The organism is Pseudomonas sp. 2, assembly GCF_056627435.1.
The window spans coordinates 378,852-397,854 of the sequence record NZ_JBWXNG010000003.1 but is presented as its reverse complement, the minus strand read 5'-3'; the positions used below and the strand labels follow the sequence as shown (position 1 = coordinate 397,854).

Annotated in this window: 21 protein-coding genes; 6 read left to right on the top strand and 15 right to left on the bottom strand. The window is 61.3% G+C overall.

Translation table 11 applies throughout. The features are described 5' to 3' along the window. Window positions 1-50: 50 nt before the first annotated feature. Window positions 51-977: a LysR family transcriptional regulator gene (locus AC1MEK_RS07405; RefSeq protein ID WP_480395606.1), complete on the top strand. Its 927-nt coding sequence runs from the start codon at window positions 51-53 to the stop codon at window positions 975-977. 124 nt (window positions 978-1,101) lie between these two features. On the opposite strand, the gene AC1MEK_RS07400 is transcribed toward AC1MEK_RS07405, so the two are convergent. Together AC1MEK_RS07400 and erdR are read right to left on the bottom strand one after the other, a co-directional pair. Continuing rightward, window positions 1,102-1,470 carry a diacylglycerol kinase gene (locus AC1MEK_RS07400; RefSeq protein ID WP_480395605.1) on the bottom strand — a complete coding sequence of 123 codons (369 nt, stop codon included), beginning with the start codon at window positions 1,468-1,470 and terminating at the stop codon, window positions 1,102-1,104. A gap of 108 nt (window positions 1,471-1,578) precedes the next feature. Then, window positions 1,579-2,226, bottom strand: coding sequence for a response regulator transcription factor ErdR (erdR, locus tag AC1MEK_RS07395; protein ID WP_480395604.1), 648 nt, complete (start codon window positions 2,224-2,226; stop codon window positions 1,579-1,581). Between the two features lie 236 nt (window positions 2,227-2,462). On the opposite strand from erdR, the gene AC1MEK_RS07390 reads away from it, so the two are divergent. Next, window positions 2,463-3,347: a DMT family transporter gene (locus AC1MEK_RS07390; protein ID WP_480395603.1), complete on the top strand. Its 885-nt coding sequence runs from the start codon at window positions 2,463-2,465 to the stop codon at window positions 3,345-3,347. Window positions 3,348-3,392: 45 nt separating this feature from the next. Here AC1MEK_RS07390 and AC1MEK_RS07385 read toward each other — a convergent pair whose 3' ends face one another. Beyond that, window positions 3,393-4,121, bottom strand: coding sequence for a tRNA-uridine aminocarboxypropyltransferase (locus AC1MEK_RS07385; RefSeq protein ID WP_480395602.1), 729 nt, complete (start codon window positions 4,119-4,121; stop codon window positions 3,393-3,395). Window positions 4,122-4,340: 219 nt separating this feature from the next. On the opposite strand from AC1MEK_RS07385, the gene AC1MEK_RS07380 reads away from it, so the two are divergent. Next, window positions 4,341-4,766: a PA3611 family quorum-sensing-regulated virulence factor gene (locus tag AC1MEK_RS07380; RefSeq protein WP_480395601.1), complete on the top strand. Its 426-nt coding sequence runs from the start codon at window positions 4,341-4,343 to the stop codon at window positions 4,764-4,766. 9 nt (window positions 4,767-4,775) lie between these two features. Here the strand turns inward: AC1MEK_RS07380 and AC1MEK_RS07375 are convergent, their stop codons facing one another. After that, window positions 4,776-4,967, bottom strand: coding sequence for a hypothetical protein (locus AC1MEK_RS07375; RefSeq protein ID WP_480395600.1), 192 nt, complete (start codon window positions 4,965-4,967; stop codon window positions 4,776-4,778). Between the two features lie 336 nt (window positions 4,968-5,303). Between AC1MEK_RS07375 and AC1MEK_RS07370 the strand changes: the two genes are divergently transcribed. After that, window positions 5,304-6,419: an LOG family protein gene (locus AC1MEK_RS07370; protein WP_480395599.1), complete on the top strand. Its 1,116-nt coding sequence runs from the start codon at window positions 5,304-5,306 to the stop codon at window positions 6,417-6,419. Window positions 6,420-6,518: 99 nt separating this feature from the next. On the opposite strand, the gene recX is transcribed toward AC1MEK_RS07370, so the two are convergent. The 4 genes from recX to AC1MEK_RS07350 form a co-directional block, all read right to left on the bottom strand. Further along, entirely contained in the window at window positions 6,519-6,986 is a 468-nt protein-coding gene (gene recX / locus AC1MEK_RS07365) for a recombination regulator RecX (RefSeq protein WP_480395598.1), read from the bottom strand. A gap of 8 nt (window positions 6,987-6,994) precedes the next feature. Further along, window positions 6,995-8,062, bottom strand: coding sequence for a recombinase RecA (gene recA, locus AC1MEK_RS07360; protein WP_480395597.1), 1,068 nt, complete (start codon window positions 8,060-8,062; stop codon window positions 6,995-6,997). Window positions 8,063-8,147: 85 nt separating this feature from the next. Beyond that, window positions 8,148-8,648, bottom strand: coding sequence for a CinA family protein (locus tag AC1MEK_RS07355; RefSeq protein WP_480395596.1), 501 nt, complete (start codon window positions 8,646-8,648; stop codon window positions 8,148-8,150). Window positions 8,649-8,734: 86 nt separating this feature from the next. Further along, window positions 8,735-8,875 (bottom strand): hypothetical protein, encoded by a 141-nt coding sequence (locus tag AC1MEK_RS07350; protein WP_480395595.1) that lies wholly within the window; start codon window positions 8,873-8,875, stop codon window positions 8,735-8,737. Between the two features lie 260 nt (window positions 8,876-9,135). Between AC1MEK_RS07350 and mutS the strand changes: the two genes are divergently transcribed. Continuing rightward, window positions 9,136-11,703: a DNA mismatch repair protein MutS gene (gene mutS, locus AC1MEK_RS07345; RefSeq protein ID WP_480395671.1), complete on the top strand. Its 2,568-nt coding sequence runs from the start codon at window positions 9,136-9,138 to the stop codon at window positions 11,701-11,703. Between the two features lie 231 nt (window positions 11,704-11,934). Continuing rightward, entirely contained in the window at window positions 11,935-12,258 is a 324-nt protein-coding gene (gene fdxA / locus AC1MEK_RS07340) for a ferredoxin FdxA (RefSeq protein ID WP_480395594.1), read from the top strand. A gap of 582 nt (window positions 12,259-12,840) precedes the next feature. Here fdxA and rpoS read toward each other — a convergent pair. From rpoS to fghA, 7 genes are all read right to left on the bottom strand, one after another. Further along, entirely contained in the window at window positions 12,841-13,845 is a 1,005-nt protein-coding gene (rpoS, locus tag AC1MEK_RS07335) for an RNA polymerase sigma factor RpoS (protein WP_480395593.1), read from the bottom strand. Between the two features lie 104 nt (window positions 13,846-13,949). Next, window positions 13,950-14,858: a peptidoglycan DD-metalloendopeptidase family protein gene (locus AC1MEK_RS07330; protein WP_480395592.1), complete on the bottom strand. Its 909-nt coding sequence runs from the start codon at window positions 14,856-14,858 to the stop codon at window positions 13,950-13,952. A 190-nt stretch (window positions 14,859-15,048) separates the two neighbouring features. After that, complete coding sequence (locus AC1MEK_RS07325) at window positions 15,049-15,726, bottom strand: protein-L-isoaspartate(D-aspartate) O-methyltransferase (RefSeq protein ID WP_274133863.1); 678 nt, start codon at window positions 15,724-15,726, stop codon at window positions 15,049-15,051. Next, the gene (gene surE, locus AC1MEK_RS07320; RefSeq protein ID WP_480395591.1) at window positions 15,726-16,475 is read right to left on the bottom strand and encodes a 5'/3'-nucleotidase SurE; all 750 of its coding nucleotides are present in this window, start codon (window positions 16,473-16,475) and stop codon (window positions 15,726-15,728) included. Before surE ends, AC1MEK_RS07325 begins: the two co-directional genes overlap by 1 nt. Continuing rightward, window positions 16,463-17,521, bottom strand: a complete 1,059-nt coding sequence (gene truD / locus AC1MEK_RS07315) for a tRNA pseudouridine(13) synthase TruD (protein ID WP_480395590.1) — start codon at window positions 17,519-17,521, stop codon at window positions 16,463-16,465. Before truD ends, surE begins: the two co-directional genes overlap by 13 nt. Next, window positions 17,518-17,991 (bottom strand): 2-C-methyl-D-erythritol 2,4-cyclodiphosphate synthase, encoded by a 474-nt coding sequence (ispF, locus tag AC1MEK_RS07310; RefSeq protein ID WP_274133866.1) that lies wholly within the window; start codon window positions 17,989-17,991, stop codon window positions 17,518-17,520. Before ispF ends, truD begins: the two co-directional genes overlap by 4 nt. Before the next feature lie 90 nt (window positions 17,992-18,081). Next, the gene (gene fghA, locus AC1MEK_RS07305; RefSeq protein WP_480395589.1) at window positions 18,082-18,930 is read right to left on the bottom strand and encodes an S-formylglutathione hydrolase; all 849 of its coding nucleotides are present in this window, start codon (window positions 18,928-18,930) and stop codon (window positions 18,082-18,084) included. Window positions 18,931-19,003 lie beyond the last annotated feature (73 nt).

The window sequence follows — 19,003 nt, the reverse complement described above, 5'->3', positions numbered from 1 at the left end:
CAATATCTGTTAACTGAATTATCAAGATATGGGTTATCGGTTATATAGATATGCGATTCACTCTTCGTCAACTCCAGGTTTTCGTCGCCGTGGCCCAGCAGGAAAGCGTTTCCCGCGCCGCCGTGCAGCTGTCGCTGTCGCAATCGGCGGCCAGCACCTCTATCACCGAACTCGAGCGCCAATCCAGCTGCCAGTTGTTCGATCGCGCGGGCAAGCGCCTGAGCCTGAACGCCACCGGCCGCCAATTGCTACCCCAGGCCGTGGCCCTGCTCGACCAGGCCAAGGAGATCGAGGACCTGCTCAACGGCAAGTCCGGCTTCGGCTCGCTGGCCGTCGGCGCGACCCTGACGGTCGGCAACTACCTGGCGACCCTGCTGATCGGCAGCTTCATGCAGCGCCACCCCGAGAGCCAAGTGAAGCTGCATGTGCAGAACACGGCCAACATCGTGCAGCAGGTGGCCCACTATGAAATCGACCTGGGCCTGATCGAGGGCGATTGCAACCACCCGGACATTGAAGTGCAGAGCTGGGTCGAAGACGAACTGGTGGTGTTCTGCGCACCACAGCATCCGCTGGCCAAACGCGGCCACGCCACCTTGCAGGAGCTGACCCAGGAGGCATGGATCCTGCGCGAACAGGGTTCAGGCACGCGGCTGACGTTCGACCAGTCCATGCGCCATCACCTCAACAGCCTTAATGTACGGCTGGAACTGGAGCACACCGAGGCGATCAAGCGCGCGGTGGAGTCGGGGCTGGGGATTGGCTGCATTTCCCGCCTGGCGCTGCGCGACGCCTTCCGCCGGGGCAGTCTGGTGGCGGTGGAAACCCCGGAGCTGGATCTGGTTCGCCAGTTCTATTTCATCTGGCACAAGCAGAAATACCAGACGTCCGCGATTCGCGAGTTTCTCGACATGTGCAGGGCATTTACCGCAGGCGTGCGGCGCAGCGACGAGATTGTGTTGCCGAATGTCTTTTGAAGGCTTTCAGCCAATCAACGTAGCAGCACGGCTTGCCGGCGGGAGCGGTCTGCCTGCTATCAATGCGTCGTCTGACACACCGCCCCGCCGGCAAGCCGTGCTGCTACGGGGCGGGGAAGGCCAATTAACCCAGCAGAATCAAACCCCAGACCACCGCAATCATGCTCAGCGCCACGAACTGCGCGGCGCTGCCCATGTCCTTGGCGTTCTTGGAAAGCGGGTGGCGGTCCAGCGAGATGCGGTCGATGGCCGCCTCGATTGCCGAGTTCAGCAACTCGACGATCAGCGCCAGCAGGCACACCGCGATCAGAATCGCACGCTCGCCGCGGCTGACGTGAAACAGGAACGAAAGCGGAATCAGGATGACGTTGAGCAGGACCAGTTGCCGGAAGGCGGCCTCGCCCTTGAAGGCGGCGATCAGGCCGTCGAGGGAATAACCTGCGGCATTGAGGACGCGTTTGAATCCGGTTTGGCCTTTGAAAGGTGACGTCATGGGGAGAACTTACTGAAAATTGAAGACGGTGGAGGCTAGTTCAGCGGCAGTCAAAAAAGTGTGAAGATCTGCCGCCGAAAGCCTTGAAACAGAGCCGAAAGACGCACATCAGGTCGGCGAAATCGATTCCAGTTGTTGCAGCAGCAGCGCCGCCTGGGTGCGGGTGCGCACGTTCAACTTGCGGAAGATCGCCGTGACGTGGGCCTTGATCGTGGCTTCCGACACATTGAGCTCATAGGCGATCTGCTTGTTGAGCAGGCCTTCGCAGACCATGGTCAACACCCGGAACTGCTGCGGCGTCAGGCTGGCGAGCCCTTCGCTGGCGGCGCGGGCCTCATCCGAAACCCGTACGCTTTCGTTGACCTGCGGCGGCCACCAGACATCGCCATCGAGCACCGTGCGCACGGCCTGCTGAATGGTTTCCAGCGAACTGGACTTGGGGATGAAACCGCTGGCGCCAAACTCCTTGGACTTGACCACCACTGCGGCCTCTTCCTGCGCCGAGACCATCACCACCGGCACCTGTGGATACTGGCCGCGCAGCAATACCAGACCGGAAAATCCGTAGGCGCCGGGCATGTTGAGGTCCAGCAGCACCAGGTCCCAGTCGGCTTTTTCGGTGAGGCGAGCTTCAAGGTCGGCAATGCTTTCGGCTTCGACCAGACGGGCGTCGGGTCCCAGTCCCAGGGTCAGGGCTTGATGCAAGGCACTGCGAAATAAAGGATGGTCATCGGCGATCAGGATTTCGTAGGTCATTTCATGATCCTGTTTATAAGTGAGCGCCGACGGATTCAGCGCCCACGATGGCATCGGGAAATGCCCGCCCGGATCACCGTGCGCAGCTAAGACATCAACGGCGCAAACGACGCCAAAAGCACGGGATACAAGGCGTTCGAACATTCATGCGGCGCCAAGGATGCCCAGCGAAGCCGGGGTGGTCAAGCTCGACGGTTTCCGGCACAGTCTGCGGCCTTGAATTGACGAGTGCCATCATGCAACGACACGCCCTGCGAGCGGACCTGCTCATGCTCCTGACCGCCATGATCTGGGGCTCCGGCTTCGTCGCCCAGACCGCCGGGATGGATCACATCGGCCCCTATCTGTTCTCCGGGCTGCGCTTCGCGCTGGGCTCGCTCTGTCTGTTGCCGCTGGTGCTGCGCCGCCCCGCCAACGGCCCCGCCCCGGAACCGCTGATGACCCGCGGCCTGCTGCAAGGCGGGATCATCATGGGGATCGCCCTGGCGCTGGGCATCAACCTGCAACAGGTCGGGCTGCTGTTCACCAGCGTCACCAATGCCGGGTTCATCACCGGGCTGTATGTGATTGTAGTTCCACTTCTGGGTCTGTTTCTCGGCCACAAGACCGGCATGGGCACCTGGCTGGGTTGCGTGCTGGCGGTGATCGGCATGTTCCTGCTCAGCGTCGGCGACAACTTTCACGTGGCCTCGGGAGACTGGCTACAGTTGATCGGCGCGTTCGTCTGGGGCGGGCATGTGATTCTGGTGGGACTGTTCGCCAGCCGCCATGATCCGATCCGCCTGGCGTTCCTGCAATTTGCCACCTGTTCGGTGGTGAGCCTAGTACTGGCAGTGGCTTTCGAGCCCATTGCCTGGTCGGCCATCATCGAAGCGGGTCCCGCATTGTTATACGGCGGCGTGTTCGCAGTCGGCGTCGGCTACACCTTGCAAGTGGTGGCGCAAAAGGATGCCATCGCGTCCCATGCGGCGATCATTCTGTCGCTCGAAGCGGTTTTCGCAGCGATCTCCGGCGCCTGGTTTCTGGGTGAGGCCCTGCAACCTCGCGGTTATCTGGGTTGCGCGCTGATGCTGGCCGGGATGCTGCTGGCGCAGTTGTGGCCGAGCAAGCGCTCAGCCTGAGGGCTTGCATCGCCTGCCAGATCGCCCCGCCGGCAAGCCGTGCTGCTACGGGTGGGCAGGTGTCGGCAGGAATGGCTTGAGATAGCTGTGCGCCGCATCATCCGGGTCGATCGGCAGCTGGAACTTGGCGCCCAGGTAATGGGCGCTGAAGACGTCCAGATAGGCATCCAGCACACCCCGGGCCTGCTGATCATCGGCCAGCTCCAGGCACAACGCCGCCACTTCGGCCGTGCAGAAGTGGTCGTCGCGCTTGGAACGACGCAGGCGATAGCGCGACATCTGTTCCGGCTGCAGGCTCAATACCGGCAGATGGTCCAGATACGGGCTCTTGCGAAACATCTTGCGCGCTTCGGGCCAGGTCGCGTCGAGCAGGATGAACAGCGGCCGCTTGCCGTCGTCCAGCCTGACCTCGGTCACTACGCGCTCGGGCGCGACGAACTCTCCCGGAAACACGATGTACGGCTGCCACTGCGGATCGTTGAGCAGCGCAGGCAGTTTTTCGTCCACTTCGGTCCGCGACCAGCTGAAGGCTTCGGTGTCCTTGATCACATCGGCGATCAGCCAGCCGGTATTGGTGGGTTTCAATGGCTCGGTGTCGTACATCAACAGGCACACAGCCGATTTGGCCTGCACCTCGGGTTTCCAGGCACACAGGCAATAGCTCTCGATCACCCGGCATTCGGCGCAACGAGGGGCGCGGGAACCGCGGGCGATGAACGGCCGGGTGCTGCGGGCCAGACGCTCGGCGCGCAGACGCGAGACAGCGTGGCTCATGGGACCAGGCACTCGCGCAACGACAACAGGCAACTAAAGGACAGCGACACAGCGAACATCCGGCAGGAAAAAGAGGCGGGAGTTTACCAGAGCCCGCCCGCTCTCTGGTGTCGGCCTTGACGAGTCCCCTATACTGCCGGGCCTCGAAAGCCTTATGTCATCAGTGAACGCCAGCCGATGTCGCCGGTCCAACACCGTTCACTGCTCCAGGAGAATCCAATGCTGCGCCTCATCGCCCCCGCGCTTACGCTCTTGCTCGTCGCTCCACTGTGCGCCAACGCGGCCTCCAAACAGGATTACGAACTCAATAAAGAGCTCGAACAGGTCGCTGCGAAAAGCAACGTCGGCAAGCCCAACGCGATCAGCGAGGACATTCTGGACAACGGCTACACCGTCGAAGGGCGCGTGCTGATCAACCACCTGAGCGTGCAGGCCGGCCAGGCCGCGCAAATGCGCGAGAACCCCGAGCTGATGGGCCGCCAACTGGGCACCAGCGTGTGCCGCAACCCCGGCTATCGTCAGCTGATGGCCAAGGGCGCAGTGCTGCGTTACGAGTTCCGCGAGTACAAGACCGATCGCCCGATCACCACTCAGCAGATCACCGCCGCCGATTGCGCCGCCAAACCGCCTGCCAAGAAGAAGTAATCCGCCCTGTTAGTGCGTTGCGCGCCGTTGCTGATCTTCGGCGCGCAACTCGGCGACCAGCGCCTGAAGGTAGTACGAGCGCCTGCCGTTCTGGCTCAGGCGCCTGATGCATTCCTGCTCCAGCGTGCAACGGCTGCTGCGCGCCGCCTCGGTCAGTGAACGATACAGATCCTGATCGACTTCCAGCCTGATGATCTCCATTTCATCCTCCCTGGCTCGTCCACGCCAACTTTGCGCGCGGGCAAACCTCGATGACTACCGATCGACGCGCCGCGCGATTGAAGGGCGGGGTCGAAGCTATCCAGGTTGCAATGACATTACTCTGCCATGTCATTCAGTAAATCAGAGTGAATCACTCGGGTCGTGCTGTCCGACGAGCGGAAATGACACCGGCGACGACGGGTAAAGAGTCGTTGCCAGCGCTGATCATTCAGGCACATCATCACATTTTGACGGACCATGAGCAGCGACGCATGAAGCGTCGTGACCCTGTCGCAACGTCCAGGGTCAATGATTCTGCAGAAGGAGAAAGTCGCAATGCCTTACGTACCCAATGATGTGTTGTCCCGTCATTTCCAGAGCAACGGAATGGACCTCACCAGCAAGGTCGAAGAACAACTCAACCAGGTGGCGCCCAACAGCCCCAACCTTCCGCTGTACCGCGACATGATGCTGACCGTCCTGCGCATGGCCCAGGATGACCGCAACCGCTGGAATGCCAAGATCGTCTTGCAGGCCCTGCGCGAACTGGACAACGCCTTCCGCGTGCTGGAACAGTTTCGCGGCCGGCGCAAGGTCACCGTTTTCGGCTCGGCGCGCACGGCCGTCGAACATCCTGTCTACGCACTGGCCCGCGAGCTGGGCGCCCAACTTGCCGCCTCCGATTTAATGGTGATCACCGGTGCAGGTGGCGGCATCATGGCGGCTGCCCATGAAGGCGCAGGGCTGGACTACAGCCTGGGCTTCAACATCACCTTGCCGTTCGAGCAACACGCCAACGCCACCGTCGATGGCACCGGTAACCTGCTGCCCTTCCACTTCTTCTTCACCCGCAAGCTGTTCTTCGTCAAGGAAGCCGACGCACTCGTGCTGTGCCCGGGCGGTTTCGGCACGCTGGATGAAGCACTGGAAGTGCTGACACTGATTCAGACCGGCAAGAGCCCGCTGGTGCCTGTCGTGCTGCTGGACGCGCCGGGCGGTACCTTCTGGGAAAGCGCGCTGAGCTTTATCAGGAACGAACTGGAGGCCAACCGCTACATCCTGCCCAGCGACATGAACCTGCTCAAGCTGGTGTACAGCGCAGACGAGGCTGTGGCCGAGATCAACCAGTTCTACAGCAACTTCCATTCAAGCCGATGGCTGAAGAACACCTTCGTGATCCGCATGCACCATGCCCTGAGTGAACAGGCGCTGGGCCAGATTCAGGAGACCTTCGCCGATTTGCGCCTGAGCGACGATTTCCACCAGCACAATCATCAGGACGAGCACGACGAGGCGCAGTTCAGCCACCTCACGCGTCTGGCGTTCAAGTTCACCGGGCGTAACCATGGAAGGCTGCGTGAGCTGGTGAATTTCATCAACCAGAGCGAGAACTGGGCAAGGCCTGTGCAGGGGAAACAGACGGTTGGGCGGCAGCCGCTGCAGGCGACCTGACACAATCCCTTAGCAGCACGGCTTGCCGGCGGGAGCGATTTCGAGGACGCCATCGCCGGCAAGCCGTGCTGCTACGAGGACGATAACCGTCATACAGCGTCAGTCGTCTTGGCCCTTGCCACTGAGCAATCGGCTGATCAGTTCCGGCGGATAGCCGCGATAACTGAGAAAACGCATCTGCTGCCCGCGTTCCCGTGCATCCCTGGGCAGTTGCCCGGCAAACTTGCGCCGCCAGGACTCTTCCAGCTTTTCGCGCCAGTCGATGCCGCACTCGCGAAGTGCCAGTTCGATATCGGAACGTTGCAAGCCTCGTTGCCCCAGCTCTTCGCGAATGCGCAAAGGGCCGTAGCCCGAACGGGCGCGGTAGGACACGAAACTTTCGAGGTAACGGGATTCGGACAGCAGCCCCTCTTCCGTCAGACGGTCGAGTTCGGCTTCGATCAATTCAGGAGGGGCGCCGCGCTGACGCAACTTGCGCGTCAGCTCGACTCGACCATGCTCGCGGCGTGCGAGCAGGTCCATGGCGGTACGCCGGACTGCAACCGGCGTATCTAGCTCTACAGACATGACCGGAATCAGAGGTCGGCGTCAGCTTCGATCTCGGCCATGTCGTCTTCTTCAGCGACACGAGACGATTGGGCTTTGACACCTGGCGAAGTGGTCAGCAGTTTCTCGCGGATCTGCTTCTCGAGGGTCGCACCGATTTCCGGGTTATCCGCCAGGAACTTGGCCGAGTTGGCCTTGCCCTGACCGATCTTGTTGCCCTGGTAGCTGTACCACGCACCGGATTTCTCCAGCAGACCGTGCAGCACGCCCAAGTCGATGATTTCGCCGTTACGGTAGATGCCCTTGCCGTAGAGGATCTGGAATTCAGCCTGACGGAACGGTGGAGAGACCTTGTTCTTCACGACCTTGACGCGGGTTTCGCTGCCCACCACTTCGTCGCCTTCCTTCACCGCGCCAGTACGGCGGATGTCCAGACGCACCGATGCGTAGAACTTCAGCGCGTTACCACCGGTGGTGGTTTCGGGGCTGCCGAACATGACGCCGATCTTCATGCGGATCTGGTTGATGAAGATGACCAGGCAGTTGGCGTTCTTGATGTTACCGGTGATCTTACGCAGCGCCTGAGACATCAGGCGGGCTTGCAGGCCGACGTGCATGTCGCCCATTTCACCTTCGATTTCGGCTTTGGGTACCAGCGCGGCCACGGAGTCGACGACGATGACGTCGATGGCGTTGGAGCGCACCAGCATGTCGGTGATTTCCAGCGCCTGCTCACCGGTGTCCGGCTGCGAGACCAGCAGGTCGTCGACGTTGACGCCCAGCTTGCCGGCGTATTCAGGATCCAGCGCGTGCTCGGCGTCGACGAACGCACAGGTGGCGCCCATTTTCTGGGCTTCGGCGATGACCGACAGGGTCATGGTGGTTTTACCGGACGACTCCGGACCGTAGATTTCAACGATCCGGCCTTTTGGCAGACCGCCGATACCCAGCGCGATATCGAGGCCCAGGGAGCCGGTGGAGATAGCAGGAATAGCCTGGCGGTCGTGGTCGCCCATGCGCATGACTGCGCCTTTACCGAACTGACGCTCGATCTGACCCAAGGCCGCAGCCAAGGCTTTCTTCTTGTTGTCGTCCATTGAAGTCCTCTCGTAATCGGTTAGGCCTGACGGCCGATATAACTGTATAAGTGAACAGTATTATTCCACAGGGTTGCGCGCGCGCCTACCCCTGATTTGGTATTTCTCCCCGAGCGAGCTGAATCAGCCCCTCTAGGGCGGCCTTCACCGTTTGTCGGCGGACCTGATCGCGGTCGCCTACGAACTGAAAGCGTTGCGCGATCAGGCGCTCGGCAGCGCCCCAGCAGACCCAGACCGTGCCAACCGGCTTTTCCGGCGAACCGCCGTCAGGGCCTGCCACGCCGCTGACCGCAACCGAAAAACGCGCGCCGCTGTTGTTCTGCGCGCCTCGGGCCATGGCCTCGACCACTTCCTGACTGACAGCGCCCACGCGACCGAACAGCGCCTGATCGACACCCAGCTGGCGGGTTTTCTGCCCATTGGAATAGGTGACGTATCCGGCCTCGAACCAGGCCGAGCTGCCGGGGATGCGGGTAATGGCCTCGGCGATGCCGCCACCGGTACAGGACTCGGCGGTACTGACCTGGGCCTGAATCGTTAACAACTGCTGGCCAAGCGTGGTGGCCAGTTGAGTGATGTCATCCACAGCGGTTCTCCGAGTGTTTCGGGCAAGGGCCACACGCTACACGAGCGTGTCGGCAGTGCAAGACGGGCGGGCCGAAACAACCGCGCTCATTCAGGCGGCTGCAGTGGCGGCGGGCAGGGTTTGGGTTTCCTGACGGTCTCGATGATGGTTTCCCGCGGCCGCCGCCGCGCCTCCTCCAGCGTGATGAAGCGCCCGTTGGTCGCGTCCCTTGCGCGTTTGCGTTGCATAGGAAAGTCCTTTTAAGTGCCTGCCCGGGATCGGACAGTTGCCACGACAGACTACACACGCAAAGGCATCAGATGGCGCCCCGGAAACGCCCCGTGACGAATAAGCCGGGCCTGCGGGCCACGAGCGTGCGTGATACCCTTGCGCCCATCGCAAAAGCAATCGGATCAGGCATCGGCTCACGTAGGTGAAGTCCTCTGCCCTGCGCCCCATTTGCCCCAATCTTCCAACGAATTTGCCTAAATAACTGATGAACAAAGCAATTTCAGATCTTTCCTCGCACACCCCCATGATGCAACAGTACTGGAAGCTGAAGAACCAGCATCCGGACCAGTTGATGTTCTATCGCATGGGCGACTTCTACGAGATTTTCTACGAGGACGCCAAGAAAGCGGCCAAGCTGCTGGACATCACCCTGACGGCTCGCGGGCAGTCGGCGGGGCAAAGCATTCCGATGTGCGGCATTCCGTATCACGCGGCCGAGGGCTACCTGGCCAAGCTGGTGAAGCTGGGCGAGTCGGTGGTGATCTGCGAGCAGATCGGCGACCCGGCCACCAGTAAGGGCCCGGTGGAACGCCAGGTGGTGCGCATCATCACGCCGGGTACGGTGAGCGATGAGGCGCTGCTCGACGAGCGCCGCGACAACCTCATTGCTGCCGTGCTCGGTGATGAGCGCCTGTTCGGTCTGGCGGTACTGGACATCACCAGTGGCAATTTCACCGTGCAGGAAATCAAGGGCTGGGAGAACCTGCTGGCCGAGCTGGATCGCCTGAACCCCGCCGAACTGCTGATCCCCGATGACTGGCCGCAGGGCCTGCCGGCCGAGAAACGCCGGGGCTCGCGCCGCCGCGCGCCATGGGATTTCGAGCGCGATTCGGCCCACAAGAGCCTGTGCCAGCAGTTCTCGACTCAGGACCTCAAGGGTTTTGGCTGCGAGACGCTGACCCTGGCCATCGGCGCCGCCGGTTGCCTACTGGGCTACGCCAAGGAAACCCAGCGCACCGCCCTGCCCCATTTGCGCAGCCTGCGTCACGAGCGGATGGACGATACGGTCATTCTCGACGGCGCCAGCCGGCGTAACCTGGAGCTGGACACCAACCTGGCAGGCGGGCGCGACAATACCTTGCAGTCGGTGATGGACCGTTGCCAGACCGCCATGGCCACGCGCCTGCTGACCCGCTGGCTGAACCGCCCGCTGCGCGATCTGAAAGTGCTGCAGGCTCGTCAGGAATCGATCGAATGCTTCCTGGAACGCTACCGCTTCGAAAACCTGCAACCGCAGCTCAAGGAAATCGGCGACATCGAGCGTATTCTGGCGCGTATCGGCCTGCGCAATGCTCGTCCGCGCGATCTGGCGCGCCTGCGCGATGCCCTCGGCGCGCTGCCTGAGTTGCAGCGGGCTCTGGCCGAACTCGACGCCCCGCACATCCAGCAACTGGCCGTGACCACCAGCACCTACCCAGAGTTGGCGGACCTGCTGCAGCGGGCGATCATCGACAACCCGCCGGCGGTGATTCGTGACGGCGGCGTGTTGAAGACCGGTTACGACGCCGAGCTCGACGAGCTGCTGTCGTTGAGTGAAAACGCCGGCCAGTTCCTGATCGATCTGGAAGCCCGCGAAAAAGCCCGCACGGGCCTGGCCAACCTCAAGGTCGGTTACAACCGGGTGCACGGCTATTTCATCGAGCTGCCGAGCAAACAGGCCGAACAGGCGCCTGCCGATTACATTCGTCGCCAGACCCTCAAGGGCGCCGAGCGCTTCATCACCCCGGAACTCAAGGAGTTCGAAGACAAGGCGTTGTCGGCCAAGAGCCGCGCCCTGGCCCGGGAGAAAATGCTTTACGAGACATTGCTCGAAGACCTGATCGGGCATCTCGCGCCATTGCAGGACACCGCTGCCGCCCTGGCCGAACTGGACGTACTCAGCAACCTGGCCGAGCGCGCGCTGAATCTGGACCTGAGCCGCCCGCGCTTCACCGATGAGCCGTGCATGCGCATCGAGCAGGGCCGCCATCCAGTGGTCGAGCAGGTATTGACGACGCCGTTCGTGGCCAACGACCTGGACCTCAATGACAACACCCGCATGCTGGTCATCACCGGTCCGAACATGGGCGGTAAATCCACCTACATGCGCCAGACCGCGCTGATCGTGCTGCTGGCTCACATCGGCAGCTTCGTGCCGGCGGCCAGTTGCGAGCTGTCGCTGGTGGACCGCATCTTCACCCGTATCGGCTCCAGCGACGACCTGGCGGGCGGACGCTCGACCTTCATGGTGGAAATGAGCGAAACGGCGAACATCCTGCACAATGCCACCGACAAGAGCCTGGTGCTGATGGACGAAGTGGGCCGCGGAACCAGTACCTTCGACGGTCTTTCGCTGGCCTGGGCTGCGGCAGAATGTCTCGCCCAGTTGCGCGCCTACACCTTGTTCGCCACTCACTATTTCGAGCTGACCGTGCTGCCGGAAACCGAGCCGCTGGTGGCCAACGTGCACCTCAACGCCACCGAGCACAACGAGCGGATCGTCTTCCTGCACCGTGTGCTGCCGGGGCCTGCCAGCCAGAGCTATGGCCTGGCCGTGGCCCAGTTGGCGGGGGTTCCAGGCAAGGTCATCAGCCGTGCCAAGGAGCACCTGCAGCGCCTGGAAACCACCAGTCTGCCCCACGAACAGCCCAAACCCAAGCCGGGCAAGGCACCTGCACCGCAACAGGCCGACATGTTCGCCAGCCTGCCGCACCCGGTGCTGGAAGAACTGTCGAAGCTGAAAATCGACGATATGACGCCGCGCCAAGCTATCGATTGGTTATATGGACTGCAAAACCGGATCTAACGGTGTTCGTAACAAGCTGTTAGAATCCCGCGCGGTTTGGGAACGGTACGGCCAGACGCCTTGCCGCAAGAAATCCGAGCCGCGTTCGAACACGACGAACCACGGCCTTGCCTGCCACCCCACCAGGGGATGAGGCGAGGCTGCTCGTGTTCTGGATGCCCGGGAACCTTCCCGACTGAGCAACCCTGACGTGAGGGGCTCTGCTGCCGCCGCCTGAGGAGAGAATTAGAAATGACCTTCGTCGTCACCGACAACTGCATCAAGTGCAAGTACACCGACTGCGTAGAAGTCTGTCCGGTGGACTGCTTCTACGAAGGCCCGAACTTCCTGGTGATTCACCCGGATGAGTGCATCGACTGCGCTCTGTGCGAGCCTGAATGCCCTGCCGTCGCGATCTTCTCCGAAGACGAGATCCCGGCCGGGATGGAAAACTTCATCGCGCTGAACGCCGAGCTGGCTGACGTGTGGCCGAACGTCACCGAGCGCAAGGATCCATTGCCGGACGCCGCAGAGTGGGATGGCAAGACTGGCAAGATCGAACACCTGGAGCGCTAAGCGCCAGCGTGGTATCAGAAAAGACCCTGCGGGGTCTTTTTTGCATTTGGGGCACTGCCCGTTGGCAGACCCACTTTTGTGCAGACGAAAAAAAGGGGCGGTTTGACCCGCCCACATTTTTTCCGTAATCCCTTTAGTCCTTTTGTCATCATCCTGATGAATCGCGTCCTGCGATGTCCATGTGCAGTCTTCCTTGACCGCCTGTGCCATTCCGTCGGCACAGTTCTGATATTAGTGATTTACCGGACGAGAGCAACACCCTGGATTTTTCAAAACAATTCATGAACATTCGCTAAACACAAATAAACATCTGAAAAATCAGCGACATGAATAATGTCATTCACAATAACAAGCCGTGAACCGGCAGAAAATAATGCGATCTCTGACAAGTCACGTAAGAAATCACTTACAACTAAAGTAATAGATCCCACAGCCAACGCTCATATTAAGAGCAACATACTTGTAGGCCGTTTAATCGAATATTCACAGCGACCACTTTGTTTTGTCACATGAAAAAGCCCCGAAGATTCGGGGCTCTTTATTTGATGCCAGTTCGCCATCAAGTTAGGCGAACGGCATGTTTCACTGGAACAATGACTCGCTGGAAAGACCGTTCTTCTCCAGGATCTCACGCAGGCGCTTGAGGCCCTCCACCTGGATCTGCCGCACCCTTTCACGGGTCAGGCCGATCTCCAGGCCCACGTCCTCCAGCGTGCTGCTCTCGTGCCCACGCAGGCCGAAGCGGCGCACGACCACCTCACGCTGCTTGTCGGTCAACTCGGACAGCCACTGGTCGATGCTCTGGGACAGGTCATCGTCCTGCAGCAACTCGCAAGGGTCGGTGGGGCGGTCGTCGGTCAGGGTGTCGAGCAGGGTCTTGTCCGAGTCCGGCCCCAGGGACACGTCCACGGAAGACACCCGCTCGTTGAGCCCGAGCATGCGCTTGACCTCGCAGACCGGCTTCTCCAGCAGGTTGGCGATCTCTTCGGGTGAAGGTTCGTGATCGAGCTTCTGGGTCAGTTCCCGCGCGGCGCGCAGGTAGACGTTGAGCTCCTTGACCACATGAATCGGCAGGCGGATGGTCCGCGTCTGATTCATGATCGCGCGTTCGATGGTCTGACGGATCCACCAGGTCGCGTAGGTAGAGAACCGGAAACCGCGCTCCGGATCGAATTTTTCGACCGCCCGAATCAGGCCAAGGTTGCCCTCTTCGATCAGGTCCAGCAATGACAGGCCACGATTGACGTAGCGCCTGGCGATCTTCACCACCAGCCGCAGATTGCTTTCAATCATGCGCTTGCGCCCGGCAGGATCGCCCTTTTGCGACAGACGCGCAAAATGGACCTCCTCCTCGGGAGAGAGCAAGGGAGAAAAGCCGATTTCATTGAGGTACAGCTGCGTGGCATCCAGTGCCCGCGTGTAGTCGATGTACTTGTGCTGCTTGAGTGCTGCGGAGTTTTTGGTCTTCGCACGAACAGAAGGTGTAGCTGGCTTCTCATCCGTTGCAGAATCCAGGACGATCCCGTGCTCCATCAGGAGAACCTCGTCGTCTATGTCAAACTCCGGCACTTCTTTGTTGAGAGCCATTGTTATAGTCCTTTGATGAGTTCGACCTCAAGCTCCAGTGGCGCCTTTTTCCCTGGCATCACTTGAGCCTGTCCCCTCTACGGCAGGAACAGGCTGGAAACCGATCAACGACGCGGCAGAAATTCCAGTGGATCTACAGGCTTACCCTGACGGCGAATCTCGAAATGCAGTTTCACCCGGTCAGTTCCCGTTGACCCCATCTCGGCAATTGTCTGCCCTGCCTTGACCTGTTGCCCCTCCCGAACCAACAGCCTACGGTTATGGCCGTAAGCACTGACGTAGGTATCGCTGTGTTTGATGATCACTAACTCGCCGTAGCCCCGTAATCCACTTCCGGCGTACACCACTGAACCATCAGACGCGGCTAAAACAGGCTGTCCCAAATCACCGGCGATATCAATTCCTTTATTCAAACTACCGTTTGAAGAAAATTTGGCGATCAAAACACCACTCGTCGGCCACGCCCAGCCACTTGGCGAGCGCGCCCCTGCAACTACGGGGGTATTCACAGGCGCAGTTGTCGGCGCTGTTGCCGCCGGTGCGGTAGTTGTGGAAGTGCTACCGGAAGTTGCACCGACAGGACGTGTAATAACCGTGGTCTTGATTGAACCCGATGGCGAATTTGTGTTGTTTGTTGCGGACGGTGCGACCACGACAGGCGCGGCGGCGACCGTTGCCGGTGCCGAACCTGCGCGTCCGTCGAAGCGGATGGCCTGGCCGACGTGGATGGTGTAAGGCTCGGGGATGTTGTTGCGTGCGGCCAGCGCCTTCCAGTCCCAGCCGTAGCGGAACGCGATGGAAAACAGCGTATCGCCGCGCTTGACGACGTACTGGCCGGTGGTGACCTGCGGCCGCGCAGGCGCTGCGGGCTTGCCGTCGTTGCGATCGACCACGCGCACGCCACCCGATGGCGTGCTGGAGCAGCCGGCCAGAAGAGCACTCAGGGCAATGCCAGTCACCAGACGTTGAAAACTTGTTGAAGACATACGCTGCCGAATGACTGTGAGACTCACCCGCCACTCCCTTTACCGGTGACTGAATTAAAGCTGCCTATTGTGTCTTGATGATGACCGGCAGCCATGGAAAAACTGATTACGAAAAATGTACACGACAGCCAGCAGCCCACGGGCAAAGCCTCATCGCAAATAGCCAGCCTGTAGACAGGCGGCGCCTCGGACAATTCCTTGCCGCTGCAAAACAGGCTTACGCCAACGGCCCGTTGAGCAGCGGCACGAAGCGTACGGCCCCCAGCACATGACGGGAGAAGCCGTGTTCTTCACGAATGATCAGCATCAATTGCTGAACTTCGCCAGCGCCGACCGGAATCACCAGGCGCCCACCCGGCGCCAGTTGGTCCAGCAGCGCCTGGGGCACATCGGTGGCCACCGCCGTGACAATGATGCCGTTATAAGGCGCCAGCGCCGGCCAGCCCTCCCAGCCATCGCCCCAGCGAAACACCATGTTGCGCAGGTTCAGTTCCTGCAGGCGCTCCTTGGCGCGGTCCTGCAGCACCTTGATCCGCTCCACCGAGAATACCCGCTCCACCAGTTGCGCCAGCACGGCGGTCTGGTAGCCGGAGCCGGTGCCGATCTCCAGCACTTTATCCAGCGGCCCTGCGGCCAGCAGCAGTTCGCTCATGCGAGCGACCATGTAAGGCTGGGAAATGGTCTGGTTGTTGCCGATCGGCAGCGCGGTGTCTTCGTAGGCGCGATGGGCCAGCGCCTCGTCGACGAACAGATGCCGGGGCGTCTTGCGAATGACCTCCAGCACCTGGGTGTTGGCGATGCCTTCTTCGTACAGGCGCTGGATCAGGCGCTCGCGGGTACGCTGCGAGGTGAACCCCACGCCGCGACGTAACAGATCATCTTGCTCACGGGACATCAGGCCATTCCCTCCAGCCAGGCGTTCAGGCTGTTGAAACCGTCCTGATAGGTCCGATCCAGCTGCAACGGGGTAATCGATACATAACCTTGCATCACGGCATGAAAGTCCGTGCCCGGCCCGCCGTCCTCGACATCACCGGCGGCGGCAATCCAGTAACCGGCCTTGCCGCGCGGATCGACCACCTTCACCGGCGCAGCGGCGCGGGCACGATGGCCCAGGCGGGTGAGCTGGATGCCACGCACGCGATCGAGCGGCAGATTGGGGATATTCACGTTCAATACGGTACGCGGTGGAAGATCGAGCTGTTCGTGAGCCTCGACCAGAAGCCGAGCGTAATGCGCGGCGGTTGCCAGGTTATCGACCTGACGGGACAAAAATGAAAAGGCAAACGAGGGACGCTCAAGGAACCGCCCTTCCAGCGCCGCGGCGACGGTGCCCGAATACAGCACGTCATCGCCGAGATTGGCGCCCAGGTTGATGCCGGAGACCACCATGTCGGGCTCGTGCTCGAGCAGGCCGTGAATGCCCAGGTGGACACAGTCGGTCGGCGTGCCGTTCAGGCCGATGAAGCCGTTGCCCAGAACGATGGGGTGCAGCGGCCGGTCGAGGGTCAGCGAACTGCTGGCACCGCTCTTGTCTTGATCAGGAGCAATGACCGCGCACTCGGCATAGTCGGCCAGCGCGCCATGAAGCGCGGCCAGTCCGGGTGCCGTGACCCCGTCATCATTTGAAATCAGAATACGCATGAGCTGTCCGTCTGTCCTGCGGGCGCCAGATCCACGAGTTCACGCACCAAGGCGGTGGCGAAGCATCCGGCCGGCAGGACGAATTCCAGTTGCAGAATGTCAGGCTCGGGATAATGCCACGACAACCGCCCGATGGGCAGTCGCAGGATGCGACGTTCGTGTTCCATTCCGGCTTTTATCAACCAGTTACACAGCGATGACTCGCGCCGGGCGATGCTGTTTTCCAGCTCCGCTGTAGCGCCACCGGCGGGAGAATCCCCCGCGCCCCATTGTGGGCCAGTGGGGTGCAGGTCAAGGATCGCCAGGCGCGGATCGCTGCACTCGGCCTCGCCGGCCGGGAAAAAACTGCGGCTGTCGGTGAACGCCAGCAGATCGCCCACCTGCGCGCGCTGCCAGCTGCCATCGGCCACTCGTGCGGCCAGTACCTGATTGAACAGGTAGCTGCGGGCCGTGGAGAGCAGGCGTGAACGCAGGTTGCGTTGCTCGGGCAGGGCCTGGCGCTCGGCGTAATGCCTGGCTTCGCCTACATTGCCGCCCTCGTGGCCGAAACGTTGTGCGCCAAAATAATTGGGAATGCCGTGTTGTTTGATCGCCTCAAGGCGCTGGTCCAGCCCGGCCTTGTCCGCCTGCAGCTGCGTCAGGCGCAAGGTGAAACCGTTGGCGGCATGGGCGCCACGCTGCAATTTGCGCTTGTGGCGCCTGCTGTCGAGAATCTTCAGGGTGTCGTTCTCGGCCGCCGACATGTCCGGATCGGCCTTGCCCGGCAGCTGAATGCTGAACCACTGGCGCGTCAGGGCCTGGCGGTCCTTGAGCCCGGCATAGGCCACCGTGCGCAACGGCACGCCTGCGGCCTTGGCCAGACGACGGGCGGCTTCTTCAGTGTTCAGCCCGCGTTTCTCTACCCACAGCCAGAGGTGCTCGCCATCGCCGGACAACGGGATGTCCAGCACTTCATCGACCTGAAAGTCTTCGGCAGTGGCCTTGAGCACCGCAGTGCCCAGCGCATCGCCCCAGGCCCGCGGGCCGAGCAGTTCGAATTCGGTCATTGGGCGATCAACAGTGCGACGGCGTGAACCGCGATGCCTTCTTCACGGCCGGTGAAGCCGAGTTTTTCGGTGGTGGTGGCCTTGACGTTGACCTGGTCGAGCTCGACCTGCAGGTCTTCGGCGATCAATGCACGCATGGTGTCGATATGAGGCGCCATCTTGGGTGCCTGGGCGACGATGGTGGCGTCGACATTGCCGACTTTCCAGCCTTTTGCCTGCACCTGCTTGAGCACATGACGCAGCAGCACGCGGCTGTCGGCGCCCTTGAATTGCGGATCGGTGTCCGGGAAGTGCTTGCCGATGTCGCCCAGCGCCGCGGCGCCCAGCAAGGCATCGCTCAACGCGTGCAGCAGAACATCGCCATCGGAATGAGCCAGCAGCCCGAACTTGTGCGCGATACGCACCCCACCCAAGGTAATGAAATCGCCCTCAGCGAAACGGTGCACATCGTAGCCGTGGCCAATACGCATAAAAAAACGCCCTGAAAAAGTCAGGGCGTGATTCTACCTGCTTTGTCCGACATTAGGACCTGCTGGCACGCAATTGAGAGTGAATGCCATTCACTGGGCTGCCAATGCCCGGGCGTGATGGCGCAGGTGATCTTCGATGAAGCTGGCGATGAAGTAATAGCTGTGGTCGTAGCCTGGCTGCATGCGCAGCTCCAGCGGATGCCCCGCCGCCTTCGCCGCCTGCACCAGCGCTTCGGGCTTGAGCTGATTGCTCAGGAAATCGTCGCGATCGCCCTGATCCACCAACAGCGGCAGGCGCTCCGGCGCATCGGCGATCAGCACACTGGCGTCCCATTCGCGCCAGCGCGAGCGGTCTTCGCCCAAGTAACGGGAGAAGGCTTTCTGGCCCCACGGGCAATCCATCGGGTTGTTGATCGGCGAAAACGCCGACACTGACTGGTAACGCCCGGGGTTGCGCAGCGCGCAGACCAGCGCACCATGCCCGCCCATCGAGTGCCCGCTGATGCTGCGTTTGTCCGAAGCCGGGAAATGCGCCTCGATCAGGTTCGGCAACTCGCTGACCACATAGTCGTACATGCGGTAGTGGCGCGCCCAGGGCTGCTGGGTGGCGTTGAGGTAGAAACCGGCGCCCAGGCCGAAGTCATAGGCGTTGTCCGGATCGCCCGGCACGTCGGCACCGCGCGGGCTGGTGTCGGGCGCGACGATGATCAGGCCCAGCTCGGCGGCGATGCGCTGCGCGCCGGCTTTCTGCATGAAGTTCTCGTCGGTGCAGGTCAACCCCGACAGCCAGTAGACCACCGGCAGCTTGCCGCCCTGCTCAGCCTGCGGCGGCAGGTACACGGCGAATACCATGTCGCAGCCCAGCACATCGGAATGGTGTTTGTAACGTTTGTGCCAGCCACCGAAGCTTTTCTGGCACGAAATATTTTCCAGACCCATCGGTCGTTCCTCGCTTCAGCGACAAGCTTCAAGCGACAAGCTGCAAGAGGGCACCGTGGCGCTCCTGCTTGCA

What these genes read in the sequence shown, in the direction of transcription:
- AC1MEK_RS07405 (WP_480395606.1), top strand. Translation starts at nt 51, where the DNA reads ATGCGATTCACTCTTCGTCAACTCCAGGTTTTCGTCGCCGTGGCCCAG.
- AC1MEK_RS07400 (WP_480395605.1), bottom strand. Translation starts at nt 1,470, where the DNA reads ATGACGTCACCTTTCAAAGGCCAAACCGGATTCAAACGCGTCCTCAAT.
- erdR (WP_480395604.1), bottom strand. Translation starts at nt 2,226, where the DNA reads ATGACCTACGAAATCCTGATCGCCGATGACCATCCTTTATTTCGCAGT.
- AC1MEK_RS07390 (WP_480395603.1), top strand. Translation starts at nt 2,463, where the DNA reads ATGCAACGACACGCCCTGCGAGCGGACCTGCTCATGCTCCTGACCGCC.
- AC1MEK_RS07385 (WP_480395602.1), bottom strand. Translation starts at nt 4,121, where the DNA reads ATGAGCCACGCTGTCTCGCGTCTGCGCGCCGAGCGTCTGGCCCGCAGC.
- AC1MEK_RS07380 (WP_480395601.1), top strand. Translation starts at nt 4,341, where the DNA reads ATGCTGCGCCTCATCGCCCCCGCGCTTACGCTCTTGCTCGTCGCTCCA.
- AC1MEK_RS07375 (WP_480395600.1), bottom strand. Translation starts at nt 4,967, where the DNA reads ATGGAGATCATCAGGCTGGAAGTCGATCAGGATCTGTATCGTTCACTG.
- AC1MEK_RS07370 (WP_480395599.1), top strand. Translation starts at nt 5,304, where the DNA reads ATGCCTTACGTACCCAATGATGTGTTGTCCCGTCATTTCCAGAGCAAC.
- recX (WP_480395598.1), bottom strand. Translation starts at nt 6,986, where the DNA reads ATGTCTGTAGAGCTAGATACGCCGGTTGCAGTCCGGCGTACCGCCATG.
- recA (WP_480395597.1), bottom strand. Translation starts at nt 8,062, where the DNA reads ATGGACGACAACAAGAAGAAAGCCTTGGCTGCGGCCTTGGGTCAGATC.
- AC1MEK_RS07350 (WP_480395595.1), bottom strand. Translation starts at nt 8,875, where the DNA reads ATGCAACGCAAACGCGCAAGGGACGCGACCAACGGGCGCTTCATCACG.
- fdxA (WP_480395594.1), top strand. Translation starts at nt 11,935, where the DNA reads ATGACCTTCGTCGTCACCGACAACTGCATCAAGTGCAAGTACACCGAC.
- rpoS (WP_480395593.1), bottom strand. Translation starts at nt 13,845, where the DNA reads ATGGCTCTCAACAAAGAAGTGCCGGAGTTTGACATAGACGACGAGGTT.
- AC1MEK_RS07325 (WP_274133863.1), bottom strand. Translation starts at nt 15,726, where the DNA reads ATGTCCCGTGAGCAAGATGATCTGTTACGTCGCGGCGTGGGGTTCACC.
- surE (WP_480395591.1), bottom strand. Translation starts at nt 16,475, where the DNA reads ATGCGTATTCTGATTTCAAATGATGACGGGGTCACGGCACCCGGACTG.
- truD (WP_480395590.1), bottom strand. Translation starts at nt 17,521, where the DNA reads ATGACCGAATTCGAACTGCTCGGCCCGCGGGCCTGGGGCGATGCGCTG.
- ispF (WP_274133866.1), bottom strand. Translation starts at nt 17,991, where the DNA reads ATGCGTATTGGCCACGGCTACGATGTGCACCGTTTCGCTGAGGGCGAT.
- fghA (WP_480395589.1), bottom strand. Translation starts at nt 18,930, where the DNA reads ATGGGTCTGGAAAATATTTCGTGCCAGAAAAGCTTCGGTGGCTGGCAC.